The sequence below is a fragment of the Frankia sp. QA3 genome, assembly GCF_000262465.1.
Classification (GTDB): Bacteria; Actinomycetota; Actinomycetes; order Frankiales; family Frankiaceae; genus Frankia.
In genome coordinates this window covers 6,196,488-6,209,738 of record NZ_CM001489.1, presented here as the reverse complement: position 1 = coordinate 6,209,738, position 13,251 = coordinate 6,196,488, and the positions used below count along the sequence as shown (strand labels likewise).

The window sequence follows — 13,251 nt, the reverse complement described above, 5'->3', positions numbered from 1 at the left end:
GGGGCGGCGCGCGAAACGTCGCCACCTACGTCAGACTTGACGGACGATGAGCGATTCAGAGCTGCGCGCCGGGGGCGGCCTGCCCGCCACCCCCACCGCGCCCGCAGACGCACCCCCCGCGCGGCACGGGCAGGACGACCGACCCGCACCAGGCGGTCCCAGGCCGGCCGGAGCCGGACCGAGCGCGGCCGCGCCGGATGCAGCCGCGCCGGATGCGGCCGCGCCGGGCCGGGCCGACCTGGACGGCGCCGCCGGAGACGGGACGACCCCGGATGCCGAGGCCGGAGCCGACGAGGCCGGAGCCGACGAGGCCGGCACCCCGCGTCGGCGTCGCCGCGGCCGGGCCGCCCTGTGGTGGACCCCGGTCGTCGTCGTGGTGGTGGCCGGCCTGCTGGCCGCCGGCGCGGCGCTGGGCGACCTGATCGACCGGGCGCCGGGCGAGAGCTCCGTCGACGTCGGCTTCGCCCGCGACATGTCCGAACACCACGCGCAGGCCGTGCAGATGGCGATGATCGAGTTCGACCGCGGCGGCGACGCGTCGACCCGCAGCGTCGCGCAGGACATCGCGCTGACCCAGCAGCGCGAGATCGGCGTCATGTCGGCGTGGCTGTCCGGCTGGGGGCGAGCCCAGACCACCGGCGGCCCGCCGATGCGCTGGATGGGCGGCACGGGCAAGGCCGCGGGCACCGGGCACGACGCGCACGGCGGCACCGGCTCGGCGGCGATGGGCGACATGCCGGGGATGAACGGGACCGCCGACGACGCCGCGGGGACGGCCGGCGACACCGCCCGGATGCCGGGCATGGCGACCCCGACCGAGCTGCGGCGGCTCGCGACGATCCGTGGCCGTGACCTCGACGTCCTGTTCCTCACCCTGATGGTGCACCACCATCGTGGGGGATTGGCGATGGCGCAGTACGCGGCGCAGCACGCCGACCAGGACCGCACCCGCAGCGTGGCCCGGGCGATGGTGCTCAACCAGTCGATCGAGATCGACCAGATGCAGCAGGATCTGGTCCGTCTCGGGGCACCCCGGGCATGACCGGCCGAACCCACCCGCAGTCCCACCGACGCTGACTTTGTATCGTCAGATCCAATTAACCGGACCGTACCGCCGATCGTCCACCCGAGCGTGGGGAACACCGTCCCCGCAGCTACTTCCAGGGTGATGGCGTCGCCGCGCTCCGTTCCCCGGAGATCCGTCGCGCCTGCCCACGGGTGCGTCTCCCCACGGGTGCGTCGCCCCCCGATGGATGCGTCGCCTCCCGGTGGATGCATCCCGCGATGGGAGAGGTGGCGGGCGAGGAATGGTCCGGTCCCGCCACGGTGGCTGCGGCTGCGCGCCGACGCCGCCGTCGATCCTCGAGGGTCCGCTTCCATGACAGGTGTTTCCGCCCGTGAGGCCGCCGACGCGGTGGCCGGGAGCCGTCGTGCGGTCGTCGGGGGACTACGCCTTCCCGCGCTCGCCCGACGCTGGCCGGGCGCGCGCTACGTCCGGGTGGAGCTGCTCGCAGGCCTGGTGACGGCGCTCGCGCTGATCCCGGAGACGATCTCGTTCTCGGTGGTGGCCGGGGTCGACCCGAAGGTCGGCCTGTTCGCGTCGTTCACCATCTCGGTGATCATCGCGTTCACCGGCGGACGGCCGGCGATGATCTCCGCTGCCGCGGGCTCGATGGCCCTCGTGGCCGCACCGCTGGTCCGCGAGCACGGGCTGAACTACCTGCTCGCGACCACCGTCGGCGTCGGGTTGCTGATGGGAGTGCTGGGCGTGCTCGGGGTGGCGCGGCTGATGCGCTTCGTACCGCGAACCGTGATGATCGGCTTCGTCAACGCGCTGGCTATCCTGATCTTCACCGCCCAGATGCCGCACGTGATCGGCGAGTCGTGGAAGGTCTACGTCCTGGTCGCGGGGGGCCTGGCGATCCTGCTGACGGTTCCCCGGCTCACGAAGGCGATCCCGGCGCCGCTCGTGGCGGTGGCGATCCTGACGCTGGTCACGGTCTGTTTCCACGTCTCGGTGCCGACGGTCGGGGACGAAGGCCGGCTGCCCAGTTCGCTGCCGGTGCCCGGCATCCCCGACGTCCCGCTCACCTGGGAGACCCTGCGGATCATCGCTCCCTACGTGGTCGCGCTGACCGCCGTGGGTCTGCTGGAGACGCTGCTGACCGCCCAGATCGTCGACCGGATGACCGACTCCACCCACGACCCGAACCGCGAGTCCTGGGGCCTGGGCATCGCCAACGTCGTCAACGGCTTCTTCGGCGGGATGGGTGGCTGCGCGATGATCGGCCAGACCATCGTCAACGTCAACTCCGGCGGTCGCGGCCGGCTGTCGACCTTCGCCGCCGGCGGCTTCCTGCTGATGCTCGTCGTGCCGCTGCGCGATCTCGTGTGCCACATCCCCATGTCCGCGCTGGTCGCGGTGATGATCATGGTCTCGGTGATGACCTTCGAGTGGCGCAGCGTCGTGCCGTCCACGCTGCGCCGGATGCCCTGCGGCGAGACCGCGGTCATGGTCGCGACGGTCGCCGTCGTGGTTCCCACCCATAACCTGGCGTACGGGGTGCTCGTCGGCGTCGTCCTGGCCGCCCTGCTGTTCACCCGCAGGGTCGCCCACCTGGCCCTGGTGACCAGCGTGCTCGATCCGGAGGGCGGCGAGCGGATCTACGCGGTCCAGGGCACGCTGTTCTTCGCCTCGACGGGCGACCTGGTCAACGCCTTCGACTACGCCCGCGACCCGGCCCGGGTGGTCGTCGACCTGTCCCAGGCCGACGTCCTCGACTCCGCCGCGGTCGCCGCCCTCGACGACGTCCGCACGAAGTACCGCGAACGTGGCACGGAGGTGACCCTCGTCGGGCTGAACCCACGCAGCGCCACCCTGCTGCGCGGGCTGTCCGCCGAGCCGGACCTGCTGCAGCCTCGGGAGGCGGGACGACCGGAGAGCCGCCCGGCCGAATCGGGCTGAACCGGCCGGCCGTACCACGTCCCCACCGGCCGGTTCCGAGGCGACGCCTTCTCTACTTCCCAAAACGACTTCCCAAAGCGACGACCCGAGGCGACGACCCGAGGCGACGACCCGAGGCGACGACCCGAGGCGACGACCCGAGGCGACGACCCGAGGCGACGACCTAAAGCGACAGGGAGTGTCCGTAGAGTCGATTGACGCCCAACTTCACCCCACCGTGAATACACTCTGCCATCAGATACTCACAATGAGGATGGTGGCGGCATGGGCGAGAAGGGCCTCACCGGTGGTCTGGTCGACTTCGCCCGACGCCAGCCGGCCGTGGTCGTCATCGTGATCGTCCTGGTCGGGCTGTACCTGTCCAAGGCCAGCTCGGGTGCCTCGACCCGGGCCGTGCTCGTCCCCGGCGTCGACTTGCCGGCGCCGTTCCTGCTGACCCGCAACCGGACGACCTACGCCGTCGGCGTCGACCCGCGCTCCCCCGGCACGATCAGCCTGTTGTCCAGCCGGGACCGCCGGAGCTGGACCACCGAGCCCGACGCCCTGAAGGCGCTGCCGGGCTGGGCCGACCCGGGCGGCGGGCTGGGGCCGGCGGCGATCGGCGCGTTCGACGGCTCGTACGTCCTCTACTACACGACGACCGTGCGCGGACTCGGGATCCGCTGCATCTCGGCGGCGACCTCGGACGACCTGGACGAGCCGTTCGTCGACACGTCATTGGCCCCGTTCGTCTGCCCGACGGCGGACGGCGGCAGCACCGACCCGAGCCCCTTCGTCGACGACGCCGGACGCGCCTACCTGGCCTGGAGCAGCCCAGGACGGCCCGGCGGCTCGGGCCCGACGCTGTGGGCCCAGCGGCTGCGCTCGGACGGGCTGGTGCTCACCGGCGAGCCGGCGGTGCTGCTGCGCCCGAGCCTGCCCTGGCAGCAGAAGCGAGTCGCGAGCCCCTCGATGATCGTCGAGGATGGGCGCCACCACCTGGTGTACTCGGCCGCGCCGGAGCTCAACGGTCGCCAGGTGGTGGCCAGCGCCTCGTGCACCGGCCCGCTCGGACCCTGCAGGCCGGCACCGAAGCCGATGGTGACCGGCGGGAAGGTCGGCTTCGGCCCCGGCGGCGCCCACGCCTTCACCGACTCCCGCCACCGCTGGTGGTTGGGCCTGCACAGCTGGGACTCGCCGCCGGCAGGGGCCTACCTGCCGACCGGGCGGTTCGTCGTGGTCCCCCTGCGCGTGCGCGACGACGGGCTGTCGGTACACGTCAACTCGCTCACCCAGGGCCGGGTCCGGGTGTCCGACGAGCGCGACTCCGACCGCAGCGACCGCGAGCACGACGGCCAGCGCGACGGCCAGCGCGACGGCCAGCGCGACAGCGACGGCACCGGCCGCGGTTCGGACCCCGGCTCCGGTTCCGGCTCCGGTACGGACTCCGACTCCGGTGCAGGCTCGGGCTCGGGCTCGGGTGCAGGCTCGGGTGCCGAGACGGGGGCCGGGGCGAACGGCGCGGGCGGGCGGGAGCGGGCGAGCGGGCAGGGCGCGGGCGGGTGATAGCCCACAAGTGCCTTCCGAAGCCGCCATTCATGGGATAACCAGCAGGAACGGACCTTGGCGGCACCCGTCGCGAGGCCGACGGCGAGAGGGACGACCTTCCAATGACCGAACCCGAGGCGCCGGCTGCACGGTCCCGACGCCGGCGACCGCGCCTGCTCATCGCCCTGCTCGGCGCCGTCGTGGTGCTGGCGATCCTGGTCGTGGGCGGCACCGCCCTCTACATCAACGTGATCAAGGAGGACGCCCCGGAGGAGTTCTCCCTGGCCCAGCCGAGCGGGAGCGAGACGGTGGCGCCGGCCGGCTCGCTGTCCGGCGCCTGGGCGATCGCGCCGGGCTCGGAGGTCGGCTACCGGGTCAAGGAGATCCTCTTCGGCCAGGACACGACGGCGGCCGGGCGGACGAAGGAGGTGTCCGGCTCGCTCACCATCGACGGCTTGCGGGCGTCGCAGGCGTCCTTCACCGTGCGGATGGCCTCGGTGACCAGCGACGAGACCCGCCGGGACAACCAGTTCCGCGGCCGGATCATGGACACCGGCACCTTCCCGACCGCCACGTTCACCCTCGCCGAGCCCGTCGACATCGGCACCGTACCCACCGATTCGAAGACCACCCGGTCCGTCACGGCGAAGGGCGACCTGACCCTGCGGGGCACGACGAACCGGGTCACGATGACGCTGCAGTCACGCTGGGACGGCACCTCGATCCGCACGGTCGGCCAGCTCCCGGTCGTCTTCGCCGACTACGGCATCCCGAACCCGAGCTTCCCCGGCATCTCCACCGAGGATCACGGGATCATGGAAGTCTCCCTGATCTTCACCCGCTCCTCGGCGCCCCCCTCCCCCAACCCCTGACCCGCCCCCGCCCTGCCTTCCCCTGCTTGTCCAGAGGGATAAATCGGACACGGAACCCTCTGGACAAGCAAGGCAGCCCGGCGGACGGCAGGGAGGCGACCGCACCGCCGGTCAGGGTGGAGACCGGCGGTGCGGCGAAGCGCTGCGCGCGCAAGCGGCTGCTCAGGCAGTCCCGGCGCCCGCCGGTGCCGAGGTGGGCGAGGTGGTGGACGAGGTGGTGGACGAGGTGGTGGGCGAGCTGGGCGAAGTGGTGGGTGTGGCGTCCGCGGCGGGCGGCTGCGCGGCGTCGGCGGAGGGCGGGATCTCCTCGGGGGTCCGCCGCGTCTGCGACGGGATGCCGTGCTCCCGCTCCAGCGCGATCTCCTCGGCGTCCGGTACCCGCGGCGCGGGCTTGGTCAGCGCCCAGGCCGCGCAGACCACCGCGAGGAACAGGTAGCCGAGGGCGACCTGGCCCCCACCGGCGTCCCATTCGACCTTCTCGGCATGGATCAGCCCGATGAAGGACAGCACCGCACCGGCGGCCGAGGCGACCGCCGCCGAGATGAACCGTTTGTCGATGATGAACGCGACGATCGAGCCGAGCACCAGACCGGCGAGCACCGCGCCGTCCCCGAGGGTGTGCAGGCCGTGCAGCAGCACGCTGTTGCCCTCGAGGTCCGCGTCGGTGACCTTCAGGTTGACCGCCGGGTTCAGGCTCGACGCGACTCCGACAGCCGTGGTCACCGTGTTGTCGATCAGCCCGGCCGCCCAGGAGGCGATGTTCGGGATGATCGCGGCCACCACGGCGGCGCCGTGCGCCTTCGGCGAGACCTGGAACGCCTGGGCCCCGATGAGCAGACCGATGTAGAGCAGGATCGGCACGATCGCCGGCAGCGGCAGCACCGCGTTGAGCAGGCCGAACAGGCCGAGGAAGCACAGGACCGCGATGACGACGCCGGTGGCCAGGGAGTAGCCGGTGCGACCGCCGGCGGCCTTCCAGCCGGGATGACCGATGTAGACGGCGGGCGGGAACGGCGAGCCGAGCGCCGAGCCGATGATGGCCCCGAAGCCGTCGGCGAGCAGGATCGGCCGCAGGTTGAAGTTGTCCCCGGCGGACGCCGCGCTCTCCACGTTGCTCATGCCCTCGGTGAAGTTGTAGACGCCGAGCGGGATCGCCGTGGCGAGCAGCGGGGAGATGTCGGACAGGCCGTCGAAGAGCTTGTCGAAGTGGAAGGTCGGCAGCGACACCGCGATGTCCTTGGCCGCCTCGGACACCGCCGGGGTGTCCATGAACCCGCCGATCCAGCCGATCGCCGTGCCGAGCGCCAGCGCCACCGCGCCGATCGGCAGGTTCCACGGCAGCTTCAGGTCGGTGAGCATGCCGATGAGCAGCAGGCCGAAGACGGGCAGCGCGATCCACGCGGCGTCCCACATCTGGGCGGCCGGCCGCATCGAGATGAACGCGATCGAGATGCCGGCGAGCGTGCCGAGCATGGCCGCTCGGGGGGCGTACCTGCGGATCGTCGGCCCGACGAAGGCGCCGATCACCACGATGATGCCGATGATGAACGCCCAGGCCAGCCCCGCCTGCCAGGCGGCCACCGGGTCCTTCGTCTTCAGGTAGATCGGCAGCATGATGACGAAGACGACGATGAACATGTGCGGCACGCTCGGCCCGTAGGGCATCGCCGTGACGTCGTCGCGGCCTTCCTTCGCCGCCAGCCGGCGGCCCAGGTAGGCGTAGAACAGGTTGCCGAGCAGCATCGCGATGCCGAGTGCGGGCAGGATCGCGCCGAAGACGTCGTCGGAGGGGATGTTGACGACGAACAGGCACAGTGAGCTCAGGACGATGACGTTGACCAGCACGTTGATGCCCAGGCCGAAGAAGGCGTTGGTGTCGCCCTTCGTCCAGTAGGGCAGGGCCGGCGCGGACGACGCCGGCCGATTCCCGATCTTGACCATGGTGGGACCCGTCCTCTTTCAGGAGGCCGTGACGGCGGGTGCGGGCACGGTGGAGTCGGCGGCAGCGACGGTGTCGGTCGGCGCGGCGGTGCCGGTCGGCAGGGCGGTGTCGGTCGGCGCGGCGGTGCCGGTCGGCAGGGCGGTGTCGGAAGGCGGAGTCACGGCCGCGGGCGTCAGGGGGGCGAGCGCGGCGAGGAAGTCGGCGGACGGGGCAACCCAGCCGAAGATCCCGCCCTGGGCGGCGACCATCTCCAGCGCCACCCGCTGGAACTCGGGGAAGTACGAGCCCACGCAGTCGCTGAGCACCAGGCACTCGAAGCCGCGGTCGTTGGCCTCGCGGACGGTCGTGTGCACGCAGACCTCGGTCGTCACCCCGGCGACGACGAGGCTGGTGATCCCCTTCTCGGCGAGGACGTCACCGAAGGCGGTGGCGTAGAAGGCGCCCTTGCCGGGCTTGTCGATGACGTACTCGCCGTCGACCGGCGCGAGCTCGTCGATGATGTCCTGCCCGTACTCACCCCGGATGAGGATGCGACCCTTGGGGCCGAGGTCGCCGATGCGCAGCGCGGCGTTGCCGCGGTGCAGCTTCGCCGACGGGAGGTCGGACAGGTCGGGCAGGTGACCCTCGCGGGTGTGGATGACAGTGAGTCCCGCAGCCCGCACACCCGCGAGCACCGCCTGCAGCGGTTCGATCGTGCTCCGCAGCTGGCTGACGTCGTTGCCGAGGCTCTCCCCGAATCCGCCCGGTTCGAGGAAGTCGCGCTGCATGTCGATGACGACGAGCGCGGTGGTTGCGGGGTCGAAGGTGAAGTCGTACGGTCGGGCGCTCACGGTCAGGGGCGCGGTCAGGGTCGTTGCGGTTTCGCTCATGCCAGCTCTCGCCATCGGAGTCCACGGGTTTCGGGTCCGCGCAGGTCGGATCCACGTGTCTGGAGTGCGTCGAGGGAGCTCGCCACGCCTGGCCCGGTCGTCCGGTGCCTCCCCCGTCGTGTCTGGAGACGAGGGTCAGGGGGTGTCGTTTCAGACCACCGCCCAGCACGTAACGCGACGATGAACTCTGTATCCCAGGCCGTATCCGGGTTCGTATACAGATCGCGAGCGCGAACGGTCTCGACGTTTTTGTGGCTTTTGCGCTGGTCAGCGGTTCATGGGGACGTGGCGTACGCCACTGCGAGCCGCCCACGGCACCGAACGGGTCGATATTGACCCGCGAGGCTCCGCGCCGGGCGGAGTCGTGATCCACGCGCGACGGCCCGTCGGCATGCGCGGCGACCGGTCACCTGCCCGCGCCGAGCCGCGGCGCGGGGCGATCGCGTCCCTGGCCGCGCCGCCCGGCGGCCGTCGCAGGAAAGGGGTGCGATGTGGGTGGACGGTCCGTGGAGACGATCGATCCCCAGCGCAACGGTTCCTCGATTGCGCAGCCCGAGCCGGGGCTACCGGTTAACACGCCGACGCCGGGCATGTTTACGCTGAGCGACCTGCTGGCGGTGCTGGACCTTGGCGGCGACGTCCCTCCGGTGCCGGCCCGATGTCTGGTGAGCGCGCACGGCGGGATCCTCGGCGCGCAGCTGCTCGGTCAGCAGATCGTCCTCGCGGAACGCATGGCGCCGGGCAAGACGGTGCACTCGCTGCACGCGATCTTCTCCCGCCCCGGGGACTGCCGGCAGCCGCTCTGGGTCGACGTCGAACGCCTCGCGCACGGCGGGTCGATCGACGCGCTGGCGCTGTCCTTCCGACAGGGTTCACTGCATATCTGCCGGGCGGACGTGATGCTGCGCACCTCGGAGCCCGACTTCCTCAGCCTGCAGACGAGCCGCGCGGACCTGCCGGGGCCGGCGGCGGGGGTGCCGCGCCCGGAGCGGCCGATGATGCCGTGGGAGGTCCGGGTGCTGCCGCGGGCGGAGCCGCACCGGCTCGATCAGTGGCAGCGGATTCCCGACGCGGGCGAGGACCCGACGGTGTGGCGGGCTTTGCTGGCGCATTCCTGCGAGCTGCTGCCGCTCGCCGATCTGCTCACGGCCTCGGGCATCCCGCCCATGCCGGGCGAGCGACCGCAGGTCGCCGCGGCGGTGCTGTCCCAGACCGTCACGTTCTTCGATGAGCTGGACGTCCGGGACTGGCACCTGTTCCAGGTCCGCTCGGTCCACGCCGGGCACGGCCGCGCGGTCGGCCGCATCGAGATCTTCGGCCCGGACGGGGTGCAGCGGGCCGCCGCCGAGGTCGTCGGGCTGCTGCGCTCAGCCCGCCCCTGACACCGAATCCCGCCGGCCCCGGCGCCGCCGTAGCGGCGCGGGAGTTCCTTGCCTTTCCAGAGGGGGTTCTGTGCCCGATTTATCCCTCTGGAAAGGCAAGGCGGACCCCGGGATCAGACCTCGGCGGACTTGGCGACCGCCTGCTGGTCGTCGGCGGCCGGCCGAGCGGGCGGTGCCGGCAGCCCGGCGGCGGCCGGTTCGGGCCGGCGCAGCCGTGGCAGGAGGAACGCCACCGGGACTCCCACGGCGAAGACGCAGCCGCCGATGAACAGGCCGAGCGAGTACCCGGAGGTCAGCGCCTCGGGCGGCGCGACGCCATGCCGGAGCCGGCCCTCGGTGTGGTGCGTGGCGATCGTCGTCGTGGCGGCGAGGCCGATGGCCGCGCCGATCTGCCGCCCGGTGTTGATGAGCCCGGAGGCGAGCCCGGCGAGCCGGATCGGCACGCCCGCGGTGGCCGCGGCGACCATCGAGACTATCGTGCATCCCATGCCGAAGCCCATCATCGCGATGGGGCCGAACACATGCGACCAGTACGAGCCGTCCGTCGTGATCGCCGACAGCCACAGCAGCCCCGACGCGCCCACCGCGGCGCCGAAGACGACGATCCGCCGCGGGCCGAGTTGACCGATCGTCCGCGTGACGAGCTGCGACGCCACAATGATCATCAGTGGCATCGGCAGCATCGCGAGCCCCCCGCGTAGCGGGCTGTAGCCCTGGACCCGCTGCATGAACAGCGTGAGGAAGAAGAACACCGTGAACATCGCGGCGCCGAGAAGCGCCGCAATCACGTTCGCCACCGCGAGCCCGGGATAGCGGAAGATGCTCAGCGGCACCAGCGGATTGGCGGTGGTGGCCTCGATCGCGACGAAGGCGCCGAGGAGCACGACCGCCCCGGCCAGCATCCCGATCGTCACCGGCGACCCCCAGGAGGAGGTCTCCGTGCGGACGATCGCGTAGACCAGCAGCACCAGGCCGCCCGTCACGGTCAGCGTGCCCGGCATGTCGAGGTCGCGCAGGCGGCTGACCTGCCCCCGCGACTCCACGAGCACCACCCGCGCCGCGGCCACGAGCGCCACACCGATCGGCACGTTGACGAACAGCACCCACCGCCAGTCGGCGATGTCGGTGAGGACGCCGCCGACGACCGTCCCGAAAGCACCGCCACTGGCCGCCGTGGCGCCCCAGGCGCCGAGCGCCCTGGTCCGCTCCCGGCCCTCCGCGAACGAGGTCATCAGCAGGCTGAGGGTCGCCGGGGCCAGCACTGCGCCGCCGAGCCCCTGCACCGCCCGGGCGACGATGAGCTGAGTCTCGGACTGGGCGAAGCCGCCACCGAGGCTCGCCAGCGTGAACAGCCCCAGCCCGAACACGAAGACCCGGCGCCGGCCGAACAGGTCGGCCGCCCGGCCACCGAACAGCAGCAGCCCGGCGAAGGCGAGGGTGTAGGCGTTGACCACCCACTGCAGACCGCCAGCCGACATCTCGAGATCGGTCTGCATCGCCGGCAGCGCGACGTTCACGATCGAGATGTCGAGCACCACCATGAACTGGGCCAGGCAGCACACCGCCAGCACGGCCCACTTCGCCCAGGGGGCCGGCGGGGCCGCACCGGCCACGCCCCGCCCACCCGCGACGGAGACCCCGGCGGACGATGCGCCCCCGGGCGCCCGCGCCGACGACTGTTCGGGACCGCCGACGCCGCCTGCGTCCGTTCCCTCCGAATGCGCCATTCCCAACATCCCCTCCCACCAGCCGTCGTACACCGTACGAGGACCAGGGGCAACACTACGCCGTACGATGTACCAACGGCAAAATTGCTGTTCGGCTGCGTGTTCGGAGGTGACGAGATCATGACCGCGCCGGCGGAACCGGCCGTCGGGCCGGGCGGAAGGCGCCGGGCGGGGCAGGCTCCCCCACCTGGATACCGGTCCAATCTGAGCCCCCAGCGGCTAGCTCTGGCAGCCATCGAGATCGCCGACGCCGAGGGGTTGGCGGCCGTGTCGATGCGCCGGCTCGCCGCGAGCCTGGGCGTCGGGACGATGACGCTCTACTACCACGTCCGCGACAAGGACGAGCTACTCGACCTGATGTGGAACGAGTTCCTCGGCGGCCACCTGCTCGACGAGATCCCGGCCGACTGGCGGGCGGCGCTGACCGAGATCGCCCAGCGGACCAGGCAGTCCTTCCAGCGGCACCCGTGGGCCCTCAACGTCGCGGTCCGCCCCGCCCGCGGGCCCAACAAGCTGCGCCACATCGAGCAGTACCTCGCCGTCGCATCGCGCGTCACCGACGATCCTGACGAGCAGCTGCGCATCATCCACTCCGTCAGCGACCTGGTGGTCGGCTGCACGCTGCGGGAGCTCAGCAGCCAGGCCTACCGCAACCCGGACGAGCACGCGGACGAGCACGCGGACGCCGACGTCGACGGTCCTGCGTCGCCGTTGGAACCGCAACCGGGTTTCGACGCGCTCGCCACCGCCGAGGAGCTGCCGCGGCTGCAGTCGCTGCGGACCGCCGGCTGCCGGCTGCACTCGCCCCGCTTCGAGCAGGCCCTGGGCTGGCTTCTCGACGGGATCGAGGCAGCCCATCCGGGCGCCCGGCGGGCGGACGCGCGCCCCGTCGACGCGGCCGCGCCCAGCCCGGACCACGTGGGCATGGCGGTCACGACCCGGATGCTCCCGAAGAAGGGGGCGTAGCAGCCTTCACGGACACGACCTGAGTAGCTACCGTCGGAGAGGCTAGATGCCGCCGGCCATCCGCGAGTCGCATTCGGGGCACCCACCATGACCGCTCGACTACCTCGCCACGTCGCACCGCTCGCCGCCGGTGAGTCCTCGGCACTCGGGCCATATCAGCTGCTCGGCCGCCTCGACGCGGGCATCACGGGCATCGTCTACCTGGGCCGCGCTCCGGGCGGCGCGCAGGTAGCCATCCGCGCGCTGCACCCGGGTGACGCCCTGCGCGCCGACATGCGAGCCCGCTTCGCGGCGGCCGTCGACCGGGCCCGGGTGCTGTCCGGGCCGCACACCTGCGGCGTGCTCGACGCCGCGCCCGACGCGGACCGCCCGTACGTGGTCACCGAGTTCGTCGGCGGCCCCACCCTGGCGCGCGAGCTCACCGAGCGGGGGCCGCTGTCCGCCGACGAGATCGACCGACTCGCCCGGACCCTGCTGGAGACCATCGACGCGGCCCACCACACGGTCGGCGCCCTGGGCGACCTGACGGCCACGGACGTCGTCCTTTCCGTCGTCGGCCCCCGTCTGGTCGATCTGGGGATCGCCGCCGCCCTGCGGCCGCTGCTGCTGTCCACGGCCGCCGCCGGGCAGGGGGCTCCGGCCGGCGGCGGCTACGTGCCCGGTTACGGCTACGGACCGGCAGCGGGCGGCTGGGACGGGCCGGCGGCCGACATCGTGGCCTGGGCCGGCATCGTCGACCTGGCCGCCGCGGGCAAGCCGTCCGGTTCGGTGGAGCCGGCGGGCCGCGGCGGCTGGCGGCGCGCGCAGCGGCCAGAGCAGGACAGCCCGACCAGCCCCGGGGTGCGCCGCGCGCTGGCCCGGGTGCGGCAGGCCGACGGCGCCTCCCTGCCCGACATCTCCGAGCTGCTGGCCCTGCTCGCCGGTACGCGTCCTCGCTCGGGTCGCGGCGGGCGCGACCGCCCCCGCGGCACGACCACCGGCATTCCACGCCAGCAGCCCGT

8 protein-coding genes and 2 pseudogenes are annotated in these 13,251 nt (G+C 72.3%); 7 read left to right on the top strand and 3 right to left on the bottom strand.

Features of this window, described 5'->3' with window-relative positions:
• Positions 1–46 precede the first annotated feature (46 nt).
• From FRAQA3DRAFT_RS25445 to FRAQA3DRAFT_RS25430, 4 genes are all read left to right on the top strand, one after another.
• Complete coding sequence (locus tag FRAQA3DRAFT_RS25445; RefSeq protein ID WP_009741922.1) at positions 47–1,042, top strand: DUF305 domain-containing protein; 996 nt, start codon at positions 47–49, stop codon at positions 1,040–1,042.
• A gap of 336 nt (positions 1,043–1,378) precedes the next feature.
• Positions 1,379–2,965: a SulP family inorganic anion transporter gene (locus FRAQA3DRAFT_RS25440; protein ID WP_009741921.1), complete on the top strand. Its 1,587-nt coding sequence runs from the start codon at positions 1,379–1,381 to the stop codon at positions 2,963–2,965.
• Positions 2,966–3,229: 264 nt separating this feature from the next.
• A complete protein-coding gene (locus FRAQA3DRAFT_RS25435) occupies positions 3,230–4,510 on the top strand; it encodes a family 43 glycosylhydrolase (RefSeq protein WP_009741920.1) in 1,281 nt (426 codons plus the stop codon).
• Positions 4,511–4,614: 104 nt separating this feature from the next.
• Positions 4,615–5,364, top strand: coding sequence for a YceI family protein (locus FRAQA3DRAFT_RS25430; RefSeq protein WP_009741919.1), 750 nt, complete (start codon positions 4,615–4,617; stop codon positions 5,362–5,364).
• 162 nt (positions 5,365–5,526) lie between these two features.
• On the opposite strand, the gene FRAQA3DRAFT_RS25425 is transcribed toward FRAQA3DRAFT_RS25430, so the two are convergent.
• Positions 5,527–7,305 carry a permease gene (locus tag FRAQA3DRAFT_RS25425; protein WP_009741918.1) on the bottom strand — a complete coding sequence of 593 codons (1,779 nt, stop codon included), beginning with the start codon at positions 7,303–7,305 and terminating at the stop codon, positions 5,527–5,529.
• A gap of 162 nt (positions 7,306–7,467) precedes the next feature.
• Positions 7,468–8,175 (bottom strand): annotated as a pseudogene (locus tag FRAQA3DRAFT_RS25420) (cysteine hydrolase family protein); the annotation flags it as partial.
• 590 nt (positions 8,176–8,765) lie between these two features.
• On the opposite strand from FRAQA3DRAFT_RS25420, the gene FRAQA3DRAFT_RS25415 reads away from it, so the two are divergent.
• Positions 8,766–9,557 (top strand): acyl-CoA thioesterase II, encoded by a 792-nt coding sequence (locus FRAQA3DRAFT_RS25415; protein ID WP_232291765.1) that lies wholly within the window; start codon positions 8,766–8,768, stop codon positions 9,555–9,557.
• A 113-nt stretch (positions 9,558–9,670) separates the two neighbouring features.
• Here FRAQA3DRAFT_RS25415 and FRAQA3DRAFT_RS25410 read toward each other — a convergent pair whose 3' ends face one another.
• Positions 9,671–11,284 (bottom strand): MFS transporter, encoded by a 1,614-nt coding sequence (locus tag FRAQA3DRAFT_RS25410; protein ID WP_009741915.1) that lies wholly within the window; start codon positions 11,282–11,284, stop codon positions 9,671–9,673.
• A gap of 120 nt (positions 11,285–11,404) precedes the next feature.
• Between FRAQA3DRAFT_RS25410 and FRAQA3DRAFT_RS25405 the strand changes: the two genes are divergently transcribed.
• Both FRAQA3DRAFT_RS25405 and FRAQA3DRAFT_RS36340 read left to right on the top strand, forming a co-directional pair.
• The gene (locus tag FRAQA3DRAFT_RS25405; protein WP_009741914.1) at positions 11,405–12,250 is read left to right on the top strand and encodes a TetR/AcrR family transcriptional regulator; all 846 of its coding nucleotides are present in this window, start codon (positions 11,405–11,407) and stop codon (positions 12,248–12,250) included.
• Between the two features lie 87 nt (positions 12,251–12,337).
• Positions 12,338–13,251, top strand: a pseudogene (locus FRAQA3DRAFT_RS36340) (hypothetical protein); the annotation flags it as partial.

Bases quoted from the DNA above. Each gene is read 5' to 3' on its own strand.
- FRAQA3DRAFT_RS25445 (WP_009741922.1), top strand. From the start codon at position 47: ATGAGCGATTCAGAGCTGCGCGCCGGGGGCGGCCTGCCCGCCACCCCC.
- FRAQA3DRAFT_RS25440 (WP_009741921.1), top strand. From the start codon at position 1,379: ATGACAGGTGTTTCCGCCCGTGAGGCCGCCGACGCGGTGGCCGGGAGC.
- FRAQA3DRAFT_RS25435 (WP_009741920.1), top strand. From the start codon at position 3,230: ATGGGCGAGAAGGGCCTCACCGGTGGTCTGGTCGACTTCGCCCGACGC.
- FRAQA3DRAFT_RS25430 (WP_009741919.1), top strand. From the start codon at position 4,615: ATGACCGAACCCGAGGCGCCGGCTGCACGGTCCCGACGCCGGCGACCG.
- FRAQA3DRAFT_RS25425 (WP_009741918.1), bottom strand. From the start codon at position 7,305: ATGGTCAAGATCGGGAATCGGCCGGCGTCGTCCGCGCCGGCCCTGCCC.
- FRAQA3DRAFT_RS25415 (WP_232291765.1), top strand. From the start codon at position 8,766: ATGTTTACGCTGAGCGACCTGCTGGCGGTGCTGGACCTTGGCGGCGAC.
- FRAQA3DRAFT_RS25410 (WP_009741915.1), bottom strand. From the start codon at position 11,284: ATGGCGCATTCGGAGGGAACGGACGCAGGCGGCGTCGGCGGTCCCGAA.
- FRAQA3DRAFT_RS25405 (WP_009741914.1), top strand. From the start codon at position 11,405: ATGACCGCGCCGGCGGAACCGGCCGTCGGGCCGGGCGGAAGGCGCCGG.